The sequence below is a fragment of the Methanofastidiosum sp. genome, assembly GCA_020854815.1.
GTDB lineage: Archaea > Methanobacteriota_B > Thermococci > Methanofastidiosales > Methanofastidiosaceae > Methanofastidiosum.
The window spans coordinates 18,878-34,815 of the sequence record JAHKLW010000069.1 but is presented as its reverse complement, the minus strand read 5'-3'; the positions used below and the strand labels follow the sequence as shown (position 1 = coordinate 34,815).

The 15,938-nt window shown below is 34.2% G+C and carries 22 protein-coding genes and 3 tRNA genes; 9 read left to right on the top strand and 16 right to left on the bottom strand.

The annotated features are described in order from the left end of the window. The first annotated feature begins 193 nt into the window (after positions 1-193). A tRNA-Glu gene (locus tag KO464_08900) sits at positions 194-268 on the top strand. Between the two features lie 60 nt (positions 269-328). Here KO464_08900 and KO464_08895 read toward each other — a convergent pair. Both KO464_08895 and tsaA read right to left on the bottom strand, forming a co-directional pair. Further along, positions 329-523 (bottom strand): hypothetical protein, encoded by a 195-nt coding sequence (locus KO464_08895; GenBank protein ID MCC7573491.1) that lies wholly within the window; start codon positions 521-523, stop codon positions 329-331. Between the two features lie 74 nt (positions 524-597). Further along, entirely contained in the window at positions 598-1,041 is a 444-nt protein-coding gene (tsaA, locus tag KO464_08890; protein ID MCC7573490.1) for a tRNA (N6-threonylcarbamoyladenosine(37)-N6)-methyltransferase TrmO, read from the bottom strand. A 109-nt stretch (positions 1,042-1,150) separates the two neighbouring features. Here tsaA and KO464_08885 point away from each other — a divergent pair, with 109 nt between their 5' ends. Further along, the gene (locus tag KO464_08885) at positions 1,151-1,402 is read left to right on the top strand and encodes a hypothetical protein (protein ID MCC7573489.1); all 252 of its coding nucleotides are present in this window, start codon (positions 1,151-1,153) and stop codon (positions 1,400-1,402) included. A gap of 40 nt (positions 1,403-1,442) precedes the next feature. Here KO464_08885 and KO464_08880 read toward each other — a convergent pair whose 3' ends face one another. After that, positions 1,443-1,859: an arsenate reductase ArsC gene (locus tag KO464_08880; GenBank protein ID MCC7573488.1), complete on the bottom strand. Its 417-nt coding sequence runs from the start codon at positions 1,857-1,859 to the stop codon at positions 1,443-1,445. 61 nt (positions 1,860-1,920) lie between these two features. Between KO464_08880 and KO464_08875 the strand changes: the two genes are divergently transcribed. Together KO464_08875 and KO464_08870 are read left to right on the top strand one after the other, a co-directional pair. After that, a complete protein-coding gene (locus KO464_08875; GenBank protein ID MCC7573487.1) occupies positions 1,921-2,280 on the top strand; it encodes a carboxymuconolactone decarboxylase family protein in 360 nt (119 codons plus the stop codon). Beyond that, positions 2,270-2,623 (top strand): carboxymuconolactone decarboxylase family protein, encoded by a 354-nt coding sequence (locus KO464_08870; protein ID MCC7573486.1) that lies wholly within the window; start codon positions 2,270-2,272, stop codon positions 2,621-2,623. The genes KO464_08875 and KO464_08870 overlap by 11 nt, the downstream gene beginning before the upstream one ends. Here KO464_08870 and KO464_08865 read toward each other — a convergent pair. Next, positions 2,620-3,945 carry a cyclic 2,3-diphosphoglycerate synthase gene (locus tag KO464_08865; protein MCC7573485.1) on the bottom strand — a complete coding sequence of 442 codons (1,326 nt, stop codon included), beginning with the start codon at positions 3,943-3,945 and terminating at the stop codon, positions 2,620-2,622. The two genes, KO464_08870 and KO464_08865, sit on opposite strands and share 4 nt — an antisense overlap. A gap of 58 nt (positions 3,946-4,003) precedes the next feature. Between KO464_08865 and KO464_08860 the strand changes: the two genes are divergently transcribed. Then, the gene (locus tag KO464_08860) at positions 4,004-5,461 is read left to right on the top strand and encodes a glycosyltransferase family 39 protein (GenBank protein ID MCC7573484.1); all 1,458 of its coding nucleotides are present in this window, start codon (positions 4,004-4,006) and stop codon (positions 5,459-5,461) included. Next, positions 5,445-6,740 carry a hypothetical protein gene (locus KO464_08855; protein ID MCC7573483.1) on the top strand — a complete coding sequence of 432 codons (1,296 nt, stop codon included), beginning with the start codon at positions 5,445-5,447 and terminating at the stop codon, positions 6,738-6,740. The genes KO464_08860 and KO464_08855 overlap by 17 nt, the downstream gene beginning before the upstream one ends. On the opposite strand, the gene KO464_08850 is transcribed toward KO464_08855, so the two are convergent. Further along, positions 6,737-7,666 carry a hypothetical protein gene (locus KO464_08850; GenBank protein ID MCC7573482.1) on the bottom strand — a complete coding sequence of 310 codons (930 nt, stop codon included), beginning with the start codon at positions 7,664-7,666 and terminating at the stop codon, positions 6,737-6,739. The two genes, KO464_08855 and KO464_08850, sit on opposite strands and share 4 nt — an antisense overlap. 51 nt (positions 7,667-7,717) lie before the next feature. Here KO464_08850 and KO464_08845 point away from each other — a divergent pair, with 51 nt between their 5' ends. The 3 genes from KO464_08845 to KO464_08835 all read left to right on the top strand — a co-directional run bounded on the left by KO464_08845 (position 7,718) and on the right by KO464_08835 (position 10,848). After that, complete coding sequence (locus KO464_08845) at positions 7,718-8,275, top strand: XTP/dITP diphosphatase (protein MCC7573481.1); 558 nt, start codon at positions 7,718-7,720, stop codon at positions 8,273-8,275. Beyond that, positions 8,276-8,731, top strand: coding sequence for a 30S ribosomal protein S15 (locus KO464_08840; protein ID MCC7573480.1), 456 nt, complete (start codon positions 8,276-8,278; stop codon positions 8,729-8,731). A gap of 110 nt (positions 8,732-8,841) precedes the next feature. Next, on the top strand, positions 8,842-10,848 hold the full coding sequence (locus tag KO464_08835) for a hypothetical protein (GenBank protein MCC7573479.1): 2,007 nt from the start codon (positions 8,842-8,844) through the stop codon (positions 10,846-10,848). A 92-nt stretch (positions 10,849-10,940) separates the two neighbouring features. On the opposite strand, the gene KO464_08830 is transcribed toward KO464_08835, so the two are convergent. From KO464_08830 to KO464_08780, 11 genes are all read right to left on the bottom strand, one after another. Continuing rightward, positions 10,941-11,025, bottom strand: a tRNA-Leu gene (locus KO464_08830). A gap of 3 nt (positions 11,026-11,028) precedes the next feature. Next, positions 11,029-11,814, bottom strand: coding sequence for a DNA-directed RNA polymerase subunit D (locus KO464_08825; GenBank protein ID MCC7573478.1), 786 nt, complete (start codon positions 11,812-11,814; stop codon positions 11,029-11,031). Further along, the gene (locus tag KO464_08820) at positions 11,814-12,209 is read right to left on the bottom strand and encodes a 30S ribosomal protein S11 (GenBank protein ID MCC7573477.1); all 396 of its coding nucleotides are present in this window, start codon (positions 12,207-12,209) and stop codon (positions 11,814-11,816) included. The genes KO464_08825 and KO464_08820 overlap by 1 nt, the downstream gene beginning before the upstream one ends. Beyond that, positions 12,209-12,745 (bottom strand): 30S ribosomal protein S4, encoded by a 537-nt coding sequence (locus KO464_08815; protein ID MCC7573476.1) that lies wholly within the window; start codon positions 12,743-12,745, stop codon positions 12,209-12,211. The genes KO464_08820 and KO464_08815 overlap by 1 nt, the downstream gene beginning before the upstream one ends. A gap of 5 nt (positions 12,746-12,750) precedes the next feature. After that, the gene (locus tag KO464_08810; GenBank protein ID MCC7573475.1) at positions 12,751-13,206 is read right to left on the bottom strand and encodes a 30S ribosomal protein S13; all 456 of its coding nucleotides are present in this window, start codon (positions 13,204-13,206) and stop codon (positions 12,751-12,753) included. A 13-nt stretch (positions 13,207-13,219) separates the two neighbouring features. Beyond that, positions 13,220-13,304, bottom strand: a tRNA-Ser gene (locus KO464_08805). Beyond that, entirely contained in the window at positions 13,304-13,873 is a 570-nt protein-coding gene (locus tag KO464_08800) for a methyltransferase (protein ID MCC7573474.1), read from the bottom strand. Before KO464_08800 ends, KO464_08805 begins: the two co-directional genes overlap by 1 nt. Beyond that, positions 13,873-14,844: an RNA-guided pseudouridylation complex pseudouridine synthase subunit Cbf5 gene (locus KO464_08795; GenBank protein ID MCC7573473.1), complete on the bottom strand. Its 972-nt coding sequence runs from the start codon at positions 14,842-14,844 to the stop codon at positions 13,873-13,875. Before KO464_08795 ends, KO464_08800 begins: the two co-directional genes overlap by 1 nt. Further along, positions 14,841-15,098 carry a 50S ribosomal protein L14e gene (locus KO464_08790; protein ID MCC7573472.1) on the bottom strand — a complete coding sequence of 86 codons (258 nt, stop codon included), beginning with the start codon at positions 15,096-15,098 and terminating at the stop codon, positions 14,841-14,843. Before KO464_08790 ends, KO464_08795 begins: the two co-directional genes overlap by 4 nt. A 12-nt stretch (positions 15,099-15,110) precedes the next feature. Then, positions 15,111-15,653: an AAA family ATPase gene (locus KO464_08785; GenBank protein MCC7573471.1), complete on the bottom strand. Its 543-nt coding sequence runs from the start codon at positions 15,651-15,653 to the stop codon at positions 15,111-15,113. Further along, on the bottom strand, positions 15,653-15,928 hold the full coding sequence (locus KO464_08780; GenBank protein MCC7573470.1) for a 50S ribosomal protein L34e: 276 nt from the start codon (positions 15,926-15,928) through the stop codon (positions 15,653-15,655). The genes KO464_08785 and KO464_08780 overlap by 1 nt, the downstream gene beginning before the upstream one ends. Positions 15,929-15,938 lie beyond the last annotated feature (10 nt).

Sequence of the window (15,938 nt, the reverse complement as noted above, 5' to 3'; positions counted from 1 at the left end):
GAGTTTGAATCTTGATGTGCTTGAGACTCCAGAAATGGCATTTTACAGAAAGCTAGAATCTGGCAGTAATTTGCCAGATACTACCTAAAATAGGGGAGATTTTTTAATGAAAGGAAAAGGAAATAATTACAGGATAAGACATTAAAATAGATAACCAAAAGTTTTATAAGTATTTATAAAAATGGTTTGTTAAGCCCCGTTAGTCTAGTCCGGTCAAGAATGCGGCCCTTTCGAGGCCGTGGCACGGGTTCAAATCCCGTACGGGGCACTGGAATAATATTAAGAAGCCCTACGCTCTTTTTTAGAAAAAAAAATAAAATTATTGCACTTAAGAAAAAGCTACAAGAGTTACTCCCATCGACCTTTCAACTTCTTTTAACTTGACAACATCACTTTCTAGGATTTTAGCATAGGTTGGGGGCTTTTCATACGCCAATAGTATTACTCCAATTTCATTCTCTAAAGATTTAATCTTATCAAGAGTCTTGGCATCAACTTTTGCATAATCTGGACAAAACTTCATAATTTCACCTAACTAGATACTATCTAAGAATATAAATCATTTTTGATGGATGGACAGGCCAGCCGCTTTAGAGATTATATTTTTCCCTCAAGCCACCCTATTCTAATTCCTTCATTTGAATCAAACTCCGGGATGTAAGGCTTTATATCCAAGACTGGCGTTCTTTCTATCATATCAATTCCCCTTATATGTAAGATTCCATCTTCTATCTTCAATAACTCAACTACAGATAATCCAATGAAGTTTGGTCTGTGGGGTGACCTTGTGGCAAATACACCCCTTAAGTGGTCATCAAGGTAAGGCTTGACTATAAGATGAGAATATTCTGATTTATGGAAATAAAAAAGAACCAAGATATGTGAAAATCCATCAAGGTCTTTTAAACCATTCCTATATTCTGAAAATATCTCAATAGTTCCTTTATAATCCATTCCGTCACTTGAATCCTTTGGCACTCCGATTGGCTCCTTAAAAGGAGAATGAACTAAGCCTATAGGCTTTAATTTTATTTCTTCCATGTAATGTTTTTTCAAAGGAAATATATATCTATTTTCTCCATAGAAAATATTTATTTAACTATTAAATTAAAATAAGAATGTTTTTAAGAAAGCAGTCACAAGATAATTTATGAAAGCCGTAGTAAAATTAGAAAAAGAAAACATAGAAAGGGTATATGATATATATTCTTGGAAAACGGATGTAAGCACTCTTCAATTTGTTGTTTCAGAAAAAGGAGAGAAAGAAGGTATTTCGGGAGTTATAACCATACTAATGGAAGGGAACGATATGGACCTTTTTAGAAGACTCATGCATGGTCCGCGAAGAATGGGAATAGATGGAGAGATAGACCGAATTATAGAATCTAACAGGAAAGAATAGACTTCAAATATATTATTTAAAAAATTAAATAATTAATCATTTAGTTCTTGGAATCAATAAAAGTTTCCTTAATCCATTTTCCTATTTCATCCCTAAGTTTTCTGTATGAAGCCATTATATCTTCTTCATTTCCTTTGAAAATAGAAGGATCCTCAAAATTCATATGAATGTATTCCTTTCCTCCTGGAAAAAATGGGCATCCTAGTGAGGAGTCACAAAGCATTACCACATAGTCAAATTCTTTATCCAAAAATCCTTCAATTCCTTTTGATTTGTATTTAGAAATATTAATTCCAATTTCCTTCATTATTTCAATTGAGATTAGATTAATCTCAGTAGGTTGCATACCTGCACTGTGTGCTTCATATCTATCTGAGTAAAGATTATTAACAAATCCTTCGGCAATCTGAGACCTATTTGCATTGTGGGTGCATATGAAAAGTATTCTTTTTTTCATGTGACTATTTAGTCCCAAAAATATTTAAAGATATTTATTTTTCAGCGTTAAAGGTGCTCTTATGACATTAAACGTTGAGAAAACATTAAAAAAAATAGAAGATTTCTATGGAGAGGTTCCTTTTATTCTAAAAGAGATATCAAAAGACGAAAAGGATTTCGTGCCATCAGTACAGAAACTTTTTCACCTTATGGGATCAAATAAGATTTTCTCACCAAAAGAAACTGAACTATTTGCAATAGCAGGTGCTGTTGGCCATAATGGTAATCACTGCCTTGCATTTCATATTAAACAAGCAATTAATTTTGGGGCTACTGAAGATGAGATATTTCAAGTTATTTTGATAGCGGCTCTGATGGGAGAATCTTCAGCACTTGCAGTTGGATTTAGAAAATTAAAGGAGATAGAAAATGAAAGATGAACTATTAAGAAAGATAAAAGAAAAATATGGAGAGATACCTTTTATCACTCAAGAAATATCAAAAGATGAGGAATATTTTGTTCCAAGAACAAAAAGAGTTATCCATCTTATGGGTGGAAGCGCATTGGATACAAAAACTGCAGAACTTGTTGCTGTCGGAGCAGCTGCAGCCTTAAAGACTCCTTTTTGTCTTGATGTACATATAAGAAATGCAATAAATGCTGGTGCAACTGTGGATGAGTTGTTTAATGCCATCGAGATAAGCGCCCTCATATCTGAATCTTCTGCCCTTGGTATGTCTTTAAGAGAATATAGGAAAGTCATTGATAAAATGGAGGGTTAAAGCCCTCTTTCTTCCTTAAAGGATTTTAAGATATCTATTAAATCAGGTTTTCCTACTTCTTCTACTGAATACGTTACTCTTACTAGTGGTTTATTGAGTTTCATGAGCTTACCTATATTAATCGGGGTCCCAACGATTACAGTATCGCAAGGAACGTTATTTATTGTTGTTTCAAGCTCTTCTATCTGCTCTCTGCTGTAACCCATAGCAGGTAAGACTTTTCCAAGTTGTTTAAAATTATCGAATATGTCTTTTATAGAATTAATCGCCCAATGTCTTGGGTCAATGATCTCTCCTGCTTTATAATTCTTTGCGGCTACTGTGCCTGCGCCAAAACTCATATTGCCATGAGTGAGTGTCGGCCCATCTTCAACTACCAACACTTTTTTTCCTTCAATTAGTTCTGGATTTTCTACAAAAACAGGAGATTTTGCTTCGATTATAATCGCCGTAGGGTTTATTTTTTGGATATTTCTTTTAATGGTTTCGACTTGCTCTTCTGTAGCAGAATCAATCTTATTTATTATGATTACGTCCGCCATCATTGCATTTGTCTCGCCAGGATGATAAGTAAGTTCTTGACCAGCTCTTAATGGATCAGCTAATACTATATGCAAATCAGGTTTGAAGAATGGAAGGTCATTATTTCCTCCATCCCAAAGAATAACGTCTGCCTCTTTTTCGGCTTCTCTAAGTATCTTTTCATAATCAACACCAGCAAATACAACTGTGCCGTTTTCAATATGAGGCTCATATTCTTCCCGCTCTTCAATAGTACAATCTGCCTTTTCCATATCTGAATAAGTTTCAAATCGCTGCACTGCACTCTTCAATAAGTTACCATATGGCATTGGATGTCTAACAACAACAACTTTCAATCCCATTTTTTTTAATATATCTCTAACCTTTCTTGTTGTTGGGCTCTTACCACTTCCAGTTCTTACTGCACATATGCTTATGACAGGTTTTTTTGAAATAAGCATTACAGATTTTGGTCCAAGAATAGAAAAATCTGCACAGCTTGAAAGAACTATAGATGCTTTGTCCATAGCATAATTGTGAGAAATATCGCTATATGATAAAAATACTTTATCGACTTTATACCTCTTGATTAACTCTCTCAATCTGTTCTCAGAGTATATTGGGATCCCTTTTGGATACAGGCTCCCTGCCAACTCTTTTGGATAAACACGATCATCGATGTCTGGTATTTGTGTTGCAGTGAAACAAACAACTTCATATTTTGGATTGTCTCTAAAATATGTATTAAAATCGTGAAAATCTCTGCCGGCGGCCCCCATAATTATAACTTTCTTCTTCATCCTATCCCCTCTTTAGTATACGCTAAACTATATAAAAAGATGTCTATTTAATCAATTAATGGCATGGTCGGAAATGAAAAATATAAAATATTTTCTTATTCCTATAACTCTCATAGCTATACTTGCAATATGCGAAACTTTTCCTCTTTACAACAGATTTTCTTATCCTCTTTCGTGGGATATATGGTACCACATGCGAATTGTAGAAAACTTCTCTAACGGATACTTTACTTTTGATCCAGTCTCTTTTGGTCCTGAAGGGAGAATCCATACATATCCCCCTCTTTTCCATATTTTATTATTTGGCTTATACAAACTATTAAGTCTCGGAGGATTATCTGTTATTGCCGCAGCGAGGATAATGCCAGTAATACTATTCCCATTATCTGCAATTTCAACATTTCTACTGATAAACAAGTTTTATGGTAAAGAGGTAGCACTTCTGTCATCGTTTTTTGTACTTATCATACCAGTTTCACTCGATAGAGGGATAATAGCCTCTCCACAATCACTTGCCCTAGTATTAATCCCTCTGGGTTTTCTTACATATCTACTGGGCTTAAAAGACAGAAAATATTTATATGTTTCAGGAATCTTATCTTCGGCTATTTTTTATACGCATGGACTCTCATTCATAGTATTTTTTCTTTCAATTATTGTATTCACATTTCTTTTGTATGTAGTTAATAGGGAAAACAAACTAGTTAATTTTTTCATTTTTACACTAATAACAATAATTATCTCATCTCCTTGGATTATTCAACTTCTAAATCATGGTATAGCCTCAAACATACCCTATGGCGGTATTTTCAAGTTGTCCTTTTATCCGGTGAAACTTGGTTATATAACAATGGCATTGTCAATACCTGGAGCAGTTTTTCTAATGCTAAGAAAAAGAGAAGAAGACTTGATGTTAATATCATGGGGGGCTGTAGCTTTCTTACTCTCGAGGAATTACCTAACAAGCCTGGACCTTCTTCCATTCAGATTTGTAGAATTTTTAGCTTATCCTCTAGCTTTCTATTGTTCTTTTGCCATATTAGAATTTACCAAGGATAAGAAGAGGGAAGCTGTACTCGGTGCAATAATTGGTATCATGATTATCTCTTCTTTTCCTGCTGCAGAATATGTTTCAAAGGTCAAACCTATGTTAGGAAATGAAGAATATTCAGCCTTTTCTTATTTAAGTGAAAATTCAGTATACAGTGATTTTACAGTTGCCTCTTCTTGGTTTACTTCACCTATTATTGGGAAAGTTTCAGGATTAAAGACTATCGAAGGAGGATATTCTTCAGGTAGTTGGGATTATGTTAAGAGAAGTCAGGATATTAACTCCCTTTATTCCGGTAATTACTCCGTTATGGATACGTATAGTATAAAGTATATTTACCTCGGCCCAAGAGAAATTGCAGAGTTTAAAAATAGTGAAAACCATTTAAATACTTCTACGGTTGATAAGTTATACAGCACAGATAAAACCTCTCTGTACATATTCTGGGGTGATTATTATAAATAAGATTTTAGCATATTCTACTCTGGCTATAATTTCAGTCATGATGTTCTCTATAGGTTGTACAAATCAAACATCAGATCTAGAAGAATACGAAGCAAAACTTACAATTGAAGAATTTGAAAAGGCAAAAGGTATTGTTGGAGAGGCTTATATAAACCAGAAGATTAACGAAGGAAAAATTAAAAAGGTCGGAGAAATATATTATGTCGATCTTGCGTTTAAGGGTTCAAGAAGATACTTTGATTTCAATATGCTAGTTATCGATCCATTGACCGATAGAGACCTTGTATCTGATCTAAAAACACCTGAAAATCTTGATTTTTGTAGGAATTATCTAAAATATAGGGGATTCCCTGAAAATCAGAATATACTAATATTAAACAATCTAATTTCTAAAGATAGCTTTTCAAAAACAACATTAAATGAAACAATTCTTACTGTTATAACTACAGAAGCTCAGTCAAAGGAGAGGCAAGAACTTTACAACAATTATCTGAAAAAGCTACCCCCGACTGTTTCAGACTTCATGCTAATCAAATTTCCGCAGCCATCAACTGATGCTATAAATCTTGCAGATTTATTTCTAAAGATATTTGATAATAATAAATTCTTAATTACTATTGTTGCCGAATCAGATTTTGAATATGAGATGACTACCTCAAATATAACCATTATCACACAAAATCCCTTCGAAAAATCCTTCTTCGTTGACGAAGGAAAGGACGGTATAATTGATAATTGGGCACGATATATCTCTGGAACTTTAAGTGAAGAGTACTGGAATCTTAATAAACAAAATGGATTTGAGGTAAAAAAGATATACCAGTATGATGCAGAAGTGTGGAGAAACTTCTCCAATTTTGAAAAGGAGTATAGGAATACGGGAGCATATCCTATTACTACGGACTTTTACAAAGAATGCTTTCTATATGATTATAAACAAGATGGTGAATATGGCATAATAATAGGAGTTATTAACGGGCCTTTTGTTTACAAGCACTATGGGGCAGATAAATATTATCCATTTGAAGCTGTAATAGACTTCTACGGAGGTAATACTAATATTTCTGATATAAACTACTTATATGATCAATTTGGAATTAGAAATAAAGGATGGATATACATTGATCCAGACCTACCTGAAAATGAAGCGACTGATTCAAAGATTGAAGAAAAGGGAAAGATAATAGATGAAGTCGTAAGATTATTAATGGATCAAAAAATTTTAATTCCTACAATTCCTGAAGAAAGACCTAATGCCCCTGCAATACAGGTAAATTAAGGGATATAATCTTCCAATTCAGGATAATTTACGCCAGTAAGAACAATTACAACTTTTAAGATGTCCGGAGAATTGTCAGTCAGCGATACGCCCCATATTATCTCAGCATTTTTGTTGATTCTTTCTTCTATGTGCCCTGTTACATTGGTTGATTCTTTTAGTGCTAAATCTTTATTACCTATGATGTTAATAAGTGCACCTTTAACATCTTCTAATTCTAAATCAAACTTTGATTTTAAAGCTCCTTCGTAAGAATTAATAGTTTTTTTATCTCCTTTGCCCTCTCCCACTCCTATATAGCATATCCCACCTTTATTTATCACTGTTCTAAAATCTGCAAAATCGATGTTGACAAGACTCGGCAGCGCAAGAGATAAATACAATCCTTCAATTTTTTCCCAAAAAGGAGAATATCCTCTTGAAAATATAGTTCTTTGCTCATCCTCACGTATAATATACGAATTGGAGTATTTTTTTAATTCTAAAAGTTTATCTTTTGATATCTCTTTACCTGCGCTCAATAAATCGGCTGCTTTTATTACCGGCATTGGTATTGCTTTGCTCTCTTTTGCTATTTTCAAAAGAATTGATGTTAGTTTAATATTTGTATCCGATAAATCAGTTAAAACAAATACAATATTTGCTATACTAAAAAAACCAGAAAACTCTTCTTCAATTTTGGATGCTATTTTAGATATGTCCTGAATATTTTTAGATAAATCAATCTTATTTTTTAGAGTGTCGTTGACAAAAAATTTTTTCTCTGTTTTTAAGAATTTCAGTCTATCTTTATCATAACCTATTGCCAAAGTTCTTATGTCTAAATTTTGAGGTTTAGTTTCTAGTATCTTAAAACACTCGTCTCCAATTCCTATGACCATCATCTTAAGTTTCTGTGAATCGCCGCCCTTATTAGACTGTTCCATTAAAGATGTTTTAAGAAATTTTTTTATAAGGGTTATTGTTTGTTAGTATATATGAAAGAACTGTATTTTATCACCGGAAATAAAGGAAAATTCAAAGAAGCTAAGGAAAAACTGAAACACCTCGATATTGAACTAATACAATCTAATATGGGATATCCAGAGATTCAAGCTTCGGAACTAAAGGAAATAGCCTTATTTGGGATTAATTTTTGCAGCGAAAGGCTTAAAAGTCCCTTCTTTTTAGAAGACTCGGGACTGTTCATAGAAGAACTAAACAGCTTTCCTGGACCGTACTCAAGGTATGTCCAAGATACCATCGGGAACGAAGGCATCTTAAAACTTCTATTAGGGATAAAAAATAGGAGTGCTTACTTCAAATCTACAGTGGGACTATACGAAGATGGACCACGTTTATTTGAAGGAGTTTCAAGAGGAACTATCGCAAATGAAATAAAAGGCGAGGGAGGATTTGGATATGATCCTATATTTATTCCCGAAGAAGCCTCAAAAACATTTGGGGAGATGACTACTAGAGAAAAAAACTGTTTCTCTCATAGAGGTAAAGCTCTTGATATTATGGTCAAATACCTTGAAAATGGAGTTGAATAAATGGCAAGAATGCATTCGAGAAAAAGAGGAAAATCTGGTTCAAAAAAACCAGCAAGAACATCGATGCCACATTGGGTTGACAAAAGGCCAGAAGAGGTTGTTGATTTAGTAGTAACTATGTCAAAAGAAGGTCATGGACCTAGCATGATAGGCATTATATTAAGGGACCAACATGGGATTCCTGATGTAAGACTTATAGCTGGGAAGAGTATTAACGAATTATTAAAAGAGAATAATCTCCAAAGTGACTACCCTGAAGACCTTTTCAATCTTATAGCTAGAGCCGTCAACTTACGAAAGCATCTAGAGCTTAATCCAAAGGATCTCCACTCAACGAGAGGATTAAATCTTATTGAGTCAAAAATTAGAAGACTTGGAAAATATTATGCTGAAAAAGGCAGAATTCCAAAAGATTGGAGATACCACCCAGAAAAGGCTCAGCTAATTGTAAGATAAATCTATTTTATTCTATTTTATTAATTTTCTTTTGAAATATAAGGCAAATACTAATTTGAATTATTTTTAATTCAGAAATTCTTAAAAATTAAGTTTTGAAGTGTTGTTGTATGGGTAAATATGTGAGAATTGCATCAATCTTGATTTTAATAATGATTATTTTAGGAACGATGCCCTTAATATTCTCAAATAGTTCTGAAGAATATTATATGCTTGATTTGATTAATAGAGAACGCCAAGCTCAAGGACTTCAACCTCTTACTATGAATTCTGCCCTTTCTTCTGCTGCAAGATCTCATAGCCAAGATATGATTAATAGAAATTTCTTTAATCATGTTAATCCTGATGGACTAACTCCTTCTGACAGAGCAAGAAATTCTGGATATAACTTCATTGCGTTGGCAGAAAACATATGTGGAAATCCATCTGTAGATGCTGGGCATTCTTCACTTATGGGGAGCTCTTCACACAGAGCCAACATTTTGAACCCGTCATACAAAGAAGTGGGTATAGGGATAGTTGACGGAGGAACTTATGGGAAAATGATAACACAACTTTTTGGTACACAAACTGGCAATAATGTCACGACGCCTACAACACCTCTTCAAGAGACACAAGGAAAACCAGACCTGATGATACAAGGAATAGATTTTTCTGGTCAATCTGAACCTTTAAAAAAAATTACTATGAAAATAAATATAATAAACTCTGGAAATAAAAATGCCGGAAGTTTTGTATTTGCAGTTTTTGAAGGATTAACTGAAAAAGGAAATCAATTGGGGAAAGTAAATATTTCATCACTTTATGCAGGGCAGAAAATAACTGCTAATTTCAGTTGGACGCCCCCCGCAGAGGGGACATATACCCTATACTTTGTTGTAGATAATGACAACAATATTGCAGAAGAAAATGAAAACAACAATGTAGCAACTTATAATCTAATGGTAAAAAATCTAAACTTGACATCCCCATCACAAAATATAACTAATACAACACCTTCAACAAATACTCAAAATGCTAAGCCCGATCTATACATATCTGCAAATGATATCTCATATAATCAAATTATATATGAAGATACATCTTCATTATTATCTTTTAGGATAAGCAATATTGGAAAATCAAGTGCTTTTAGAATACCTGTCAAAGTATATGTAAATGGTGAGCTTAAAGCATCTTCAACGATAATTCAGATTTTACCGTCGTCTTATATTGATTTGAATCTTTATATGACATTTACAAATCACGGTGATAACGTTATAGATCTTAAAATTGATCCTGAGAATACTATAGATGAAATATCAAAACTTAATAACAATATTAATTTCAATATAAGAGTTTCACAGAGAGACTTCAATTCAATTTCAACTCAAAATCCCAAATTGAACTCTGAATACATTGATTTATTGATATATCCTTACTACATTACAACAGAACAAGATGAAAATGGTTTTATCTCAGTTAAAGCTAAAATAAAAAATAGAGGTAATGTCAAAATAGAGGATTTTTCTGTTTCCTTTTACGAAAGAGATACAAATAATTCAAATGATATTTTTTTAGAAAGACATTATATCTCCTTAGGCCCTGAAGAAATAGTTGAACAGGAAATAATATTTATGCCAAATGAGTTATTTGGGGAAGTTGTAGTAGTTATTGACGAAGAGCTAAAAATTAATGAAGCTGATAAGAATAATAATATCGCTACAAAAATATTTTATAAAAGCACTACAGAACTAGATATACCCACTGATTCGATAATAAATACAACTCCCGAAGATGTAAATATATCTGATTCATTCAAAGTCACGATGAAACTAGAAGATATCAATGCATCAAATGTATATTTATATTATAAATATGAAGACACAAATAATTCATTTATTATTCTAACGATGAATAAAGAAGAAGAGAATAGTTTCAGCATAGAAATAGACCCATTGGGAAAAAATAACATATCATATTACTTTGAAGTAGATACTGGAGATAAGTTAATAGTATCGCCATTTAATTCACCTGATAAATTATACTCGACAAATATCAATTATCAAATAAAATCACGAGATAAAAGTAATCCAAGTTTTTTAGATAATTTAAGAAAGATTTTTAAATTATTTTAATAAAAGATAATATAATTTCTGCAAGTAAGTCTTATCTCTTGCCATGAATAAAAATAGGATTTACTATTCTAAAAATCTTACTGGTAAAAAAGTGCGGGGGATGGGATTCGAACCCACGAATACCTACGTAACAGGACCCTCAATCCTGCGCCTTTGACCATGCTCGGCAACCCCCGCGCTTCAAATGTTTTCAACGAGATTTTTTAAATTGCTCAATTTTGTGGACAACATGTCCAAAGCCTCTTTAACTAAATCATTGACATTCATATTCTCATATGATTCAACAAAGAATATAAATGCATCATTTTCATAAGATATTTTAATTACACCTTGCTCACAGACTTCTTCACACGCCCTACACATTGTGCATTCATAAATATCTTTTACTTTAATCTGATCTTTTTCCTTGTAAAGAATCTCTTTAGGGCATTTAGGAACACATTCTTCACAAAATTCACATTTATCTAAATTGAATTCAATTTTTGGAACATATTTGTAAGCCGCGTTGGCTATCTGCCATTTAGCATGGTCTTCTGCTGTTCCAATTCTAGCTACTGCATCAAATTTCAATTCTTGACCTTCACCAAGTTTGGTAATTGGTATGTCTTCAAGCATTGGATAAATATCAGAATCGCCTGATACTAAGTCTCTTGAGTAAACAGTACATGGTCCTGATTTTTCAAGAGATAAAGTAACTGAGCATTTTTCACACCCTTCTTTACATCCACATTCTTCAGGAGTTATGTAAATTTCGGATGCATTGTTTAAGGGAATTAAACCGACTCTGTGTGCGATTATTTCATCAAAAACTGGAGAATTATTTTTATAAAACTTAAGATAGTCAACTGCCATTGAGGGCATTTCTGAAATAAATATACGTCTCAAAGCATTGACTAAAGACACAGAAACTCCTCTGACTAAAAATTTTATTTCTCTGTCGTCTTTTTTGAATATCTCTATTTCCATTATACTCTTCTACCTCTCTTGCCCCCTTTGGCTCTTGTACCATCATGAGGTATAGGTGTAGCATCCTCTATTTTACCAATTCTTAGCCCTGCTCTAGTTAGTGATCTAATAGTTGCCTGAGCACCTCTCCCCGGAGTCTTTGCCTTATTTCCTCCTGGAGCTCTAACCTTTATGTGGACTGCCACTACACCTTTTTCTATAGCCTCCTCGGCTGCCTTTGCTGCTGCCTTCATTGCAGCATAAGGAGATGATTCATCTTTACCTGTTTTTACTATCATACCACCTGAAACTCTACTTATAGTTTCAGCACCGGTTAAGTCAGTGATATGAATAAGAGTATTATTATATGAAGCGTATATATGTGCTACCCCCCATCTTCCTCCTTCTTTTGGCATTAATTACCCTCCTCAATTACTGTTTTTTTTGGGACTTCTGGATGACTTGGATCATTTAGGGATGATCTGGAAGAATATCCAATTGAATTTTCAATGGCTTTTGGAACTAGATAACTTGGAATTGACACTTTGGCGCCATTTAACAGAATGTGTTTATGGACAATAAACTGTCTTGCTTGTTTTGGTGTTTTTGCCAATCCTTTTCTTAATACTAGGGATTGTAATCTTCTGTCAAGGATATCCTCTAAAGATAAAGTCAATACATCTTCTAATGTTGATTCGTCTTTTAGTATTCCATATTTCTGAAGCATAGTGATAAGGTCAGTAGTCTGTCTCATTGATGCTTCATCGTGGCTAGCTAATAGAGCTCTTGCCTGTCTCCTTACATTTCTAAGAAAACTCAAAGCTTTCCATATCTCTTTTTTATTGGCAAGTCCGTATTTTTTCATCAATACGTTTTCAGAATCAATTCTATCTTTTTGCCATGGATGAGATGGTTTATCATATTTACGTCTAATTTTTTTTGGATCTCCCACTTAAATCACCTTGCTGCCTTCTTTCTCTGTACGCCTAATGAGGTTCCTTTTCTAAATGAAGATTTTGTTCTTTGCCCCCTTACAGGCAGGCCAAGTTGATGTCTAACGCCCTTGTAACTCTTCATCTTCTTCATCCTGTTTAGGTCTTCCCTTAATGACATTAATAATTTTGGTCCAACGACATGTACATTCTCGCCGGTCTCAAAATCCTTTCTTCTATTAACAAGCCATACTGGAATACCATTGTTTATAGGGTTCTCAATAATCGTCTCAATTATCTTTATCTTCTCTGGAGGTATATTCCCTACTTTAGTCTTTGAAGATATACCTGCCACTTGGGCTACAGCCCTAGCCATAACTGGTCCGACACCTCTTATTTTCAATATGCCAACTTCAAAGATGTCGTTTCCCATTATGTTTGTACCTAGTACACGAACAATACCTTTTACTTCTTCATCCATATAATCACCATAGCGCCGGGGATGGGATTTGAACCCATGCACTCCAAAGGAGAACGGGCTTTCCAGGCCCGCGCCGTACCAAGCTCAGCAACCCCGGCTATGAAGCAAATATAACATAATATCCATATTTCTTCTTTATATTCACCTTTTCAAAGCTTTTTTCTAGCCTCTTTTTTATAATATTTACGCCTTTTCGTATTACAAGTTGTAGATTTCCACCTTCATATAAATGTTTTGGTGCTTCATCTATCATAAGCCCAACTATATCCATCCCTGAAGATATTGGAGGGTTTGTCAATATAACATTGTATTTATCAATGCCCTCATAAAGGTTTCCTTGACTTACCGATGCGTTTTTGACATTATTGAGCTTTATATTTCTTTTTGTGAGATATACTGCCCTTTTATTTATGTCTCTCATGTGAACTTCAGAGGTATAAGAGGAAGCAACAATGCCTATAACTCCATATCCGCATCCCATATCGAGTACTTTGTTATCTCTATTTAGGTCCATTAATTCACATAATGCCATAGTACCATTATCCACTTTCTTTGGGGAAAATACACCAGGTGCAATATCAAATTGATACATTTTACCCAAAATTATCTCCGAGATTCTTCCTATTTTCAACGGAGCAGTGACATCTTCAGAATAATAGTGAGGCATTAATTCCACGTCCTTGGGTATACCCCTGTTTCCATGAGAACTGTAAGTGGTTTTGCAACAATGTCTTTATCCTTTTTTAATATCTCTTCAGAACTCATTACGGCTTCTGCTAGTGAGACTGCTTCGTTTTTAAGTGTCAGTATAGCAACTGTTTCCCCTTTCGAAATTTCACTTTGAAGTTTAGATACGCCTGGAGCAGTAAGTATTGAACCTTGGCATAATGCTTCTACAGCAGTATCTTTAATCCATATCTTCTTTAGTGGATCGAGAACGATTTCATATGGTACTATTAACTTCTTCAAGATATCCTCGTTATTCTCTTCTATTGAGAAAACTTTTGCATCAAGGAGATCTTGAAGTAGTATCGTAGATTCCTCACCAAATACTCCAGTTTTAGTCCTTCTTAGTTCTTCCATACTTGCACCACATCCCAATGAAAGGCCCATGTCATAACATAGTTTTCTTATATAAGTTCCAGCGTCACAGCCAACTTTCATGAGCACATCTCTGTTCTCGATTTCAATTGGTGTTATGTAATGAACTTTTCTAGTCCTCACTCGTCTTTTAACGGCACTTTTTACCGGTGGCTTTTGGTATAAAACTCCCTCGTATTCTTTCAATACTCGCATAAGGTCATTCTTCGGGACATCTTTTTGAAGATGAAGTGTGCAAACATATTCTTTGTGGGATGTCATTAAAAGTTTTACAAGTTTTGTTGCTTTCCCAAGAGTTACAGGTAATACTCCTGAAACATTAGGATCAAGTGTTCCTGAATGACCTGCTTTGGATATGCCCAGAATTTTCTTTACCCAAGAAGTCACTTCATGAGAAGTAGGCCCTCTAGGTTTATCGATATTGACAATTCCTTTTTGCAATAGTTCATCTAAATTTCGTTCTTCGGGTTTTTTTCCATATCTAGAACTTGTCTTGTCCTTTGATTTGTATAATATTTTTCCATCGGACCCTTTCAACTGTACCCCTCTATCTTGGCCTTTTCAATGGCCGCCTTTAGGGTATCATCAGATGCACCTTTCTCGACATTTATTTTTACTTGCCAAGGCTCAAGATGTTTTATATTGCATCTCCTTCTTTTAACACCTGTTAACTCCTTTGGTCCTGAAACAACAACAAAGTTTTTATTTACAATTTCTACAATAACGCAGTTTTTATCTGCTTCTCTTCCTAAAAGTTTTGTGCAAACTCTTCCTACTTCCATTGCCATTATGTCACCTCCAATTTATACCCGGTCGCCCTTTGGTACCGGTGATATGTTATTTACGGCTGCAATTATGATCTGGCTTACTCCCTTTGCATTAAACTTAAGGGAATTAATCACAAGATCATATGAAGCCAGATTAGATATATCCACATTATAAATCTTTTGATATCTGTTTATTTCACTTTTTTCTCTAATTTCTGTATCTTTAAATATTGTGTCATATGAGAGATTTTCTCTTTGGGCTATCCTTCTAACCCTCTCTTCAAAAGGGGCTGTAATCCATACGCTGAAATCAGGATCAATCATAAATCTTGCCATTCTTCCCTCAAGGATTATATTATCTTGAGTTCCTAATTCTTTTTGTCTTCGGTCAACTTCATTGTCTATCGAGTAATCTTTCTCAGCTAATATAGAAAAATCCTCTAGAGACATTCCCTTTTCTTTAGCAAGATTTCTAAAAATATCTCCAGTATAGATATGTTTATATCGAAGTTCTTTTGAAACAATTTTCGCAACAGTTGTTTTTCCACTACCTGGTGGCCCCCCAATAGTCACACGCATTAGATTTGTCCTCTTACGTCCTTTTTAATCAGGTCGCTTGTGCAAGTGGGGCAGAGAACTCCTCCAAATTTTCTTTCTGGCCTCTTTTTAGTTTTTGGTAATCTTCTCATTTCGTAAGGTCTCAAACCTCTTGGTACTCCACCAAGAATAGCTCCACACTCCCCACAATGAGGTGTACCCGTCCTTTTTTCTCTGTAATGTGTTACTACATTTCCAGAAGGCGTTCTCACCTTTTTTCTTTTTAAAGATCTTGATCTATACATCGGTCTCGGCATAATTTCTCAC

Coding starts and splice junctions, on each gene's coding strand:
- KO464_08895 (MCC7573491.1), bottom strand. CDS start 523: ATGAAGTTTTGTCCAGATTATGCAAAAGTTGATGCCAAGACTCTTGAT.
- tsaA (MCC7573490.1), bottom strand. CDS start 1,041: ATGGAAGAAATAAAATTAAAGCCTATAGGCTTAGTTCATTCTCCTTTT.
- KO464_08885 (MCC7573489.1), top strand. CDS start 1,151: ATGAAAGCCGTAGTAAAATTAGAAAAAGAAAACATAGAAAGGGTATAT.
- KO464_08880 (MCC7573488.1), bottom strand. CDS start 1,859: ATGAAAAAAAGAATACTTTTCATATGCACCCACAATGCAAATAGGTCT.
- KO464_08875 (MCC7573487.1), top strand. CDS start 1,921: ATGACATTAAACGTTGAGAAAACATTAAAAAAAATAGAAGATTTCTAT.
- KO464_08870 (MCC7573486.1), top strand. CDS start 2,270: ATGAAAGATGAACTATTAAGAAAGATAAAAGAAAAATATGGAGAGATA.
- KO464_08865 (MCC7573485.1), bottom strand. CDS start 3,945: ATGAAGAAGAAAGTTATAATTATGGGGGCCGCCGGCAGAGATTTTCAC.
- KO464_08860 (MCC7573484.1), top strand. CDS start 4,004: ATGGCATGGTCGGAAATGAAAAATATAAAATATTTTCTTATTCCTATA.
- KO464_08850 (MCC7573482.1), bottom strand. CDS start 7,666: ATGGAACAGTCTAATAAGGGCGGCGATTCACAGAAACTTAAGATGATG.
- KO464_08845 (MCC7573481.1), top strand. CDS start 7,718: ATGAAAGAACTGTATTTTATCACCGGAAATAAAGGAAAATTCAAAGAA.
- KO464_08840 (MCC7573480.1), top strand. CDS start 8,276: ATGGCAAGAATGCATTCGAGAAAAAGAGGAAAATCTGGTTCAAAAAAA.
- KO464_08835 (MCC7573479.1), top strand. CDS start 8,842: ATGGGTAAATATGTGAGAATTGCATCAATCTTGATTTTAATAATGATT.
- KO464_08825 (MCC7573478.1), bottom strand. CDS start 11,814: ATGGAAATAGAGATATTCAAAAAAGACGACAGAGAAATAAAATTTTTA.
- KO464_08820 (MCC7573477.1), bottom strand. CDS start 12,209: ATGCCAAAAGAAGGAGGAAGATGGGGGGTAGCACATATATACGCTTCA.
- KO464_08810 (MCC7573475.1), bottom strand. CDS start 13,206: ATGGATGAAGAAGTAAAAGGTATTGTTCGTGTACTAGGTACAAACATA.
- KO464_08800 (MCC7573474.1), bottom strand. CDS start 13,873: ATGCCTCACTATTATTCTGAAGATGTCACTGCTCCGTTGAAAATAGGA.
- KO464_08785 (MCC7573471.1), bottom strand. CDS start 15,653: ATGCGTGTGACTATTGGGGGGCCACCAGGTAGTGGAAAAACAACTGTT.
- KO464_08780 (MCC7573470.1), bottom strand. CDS start 15,928: ATGCCGAGACCGATGTATAGATCAAGATCTTTAAAAAGAAAAAAGGTG.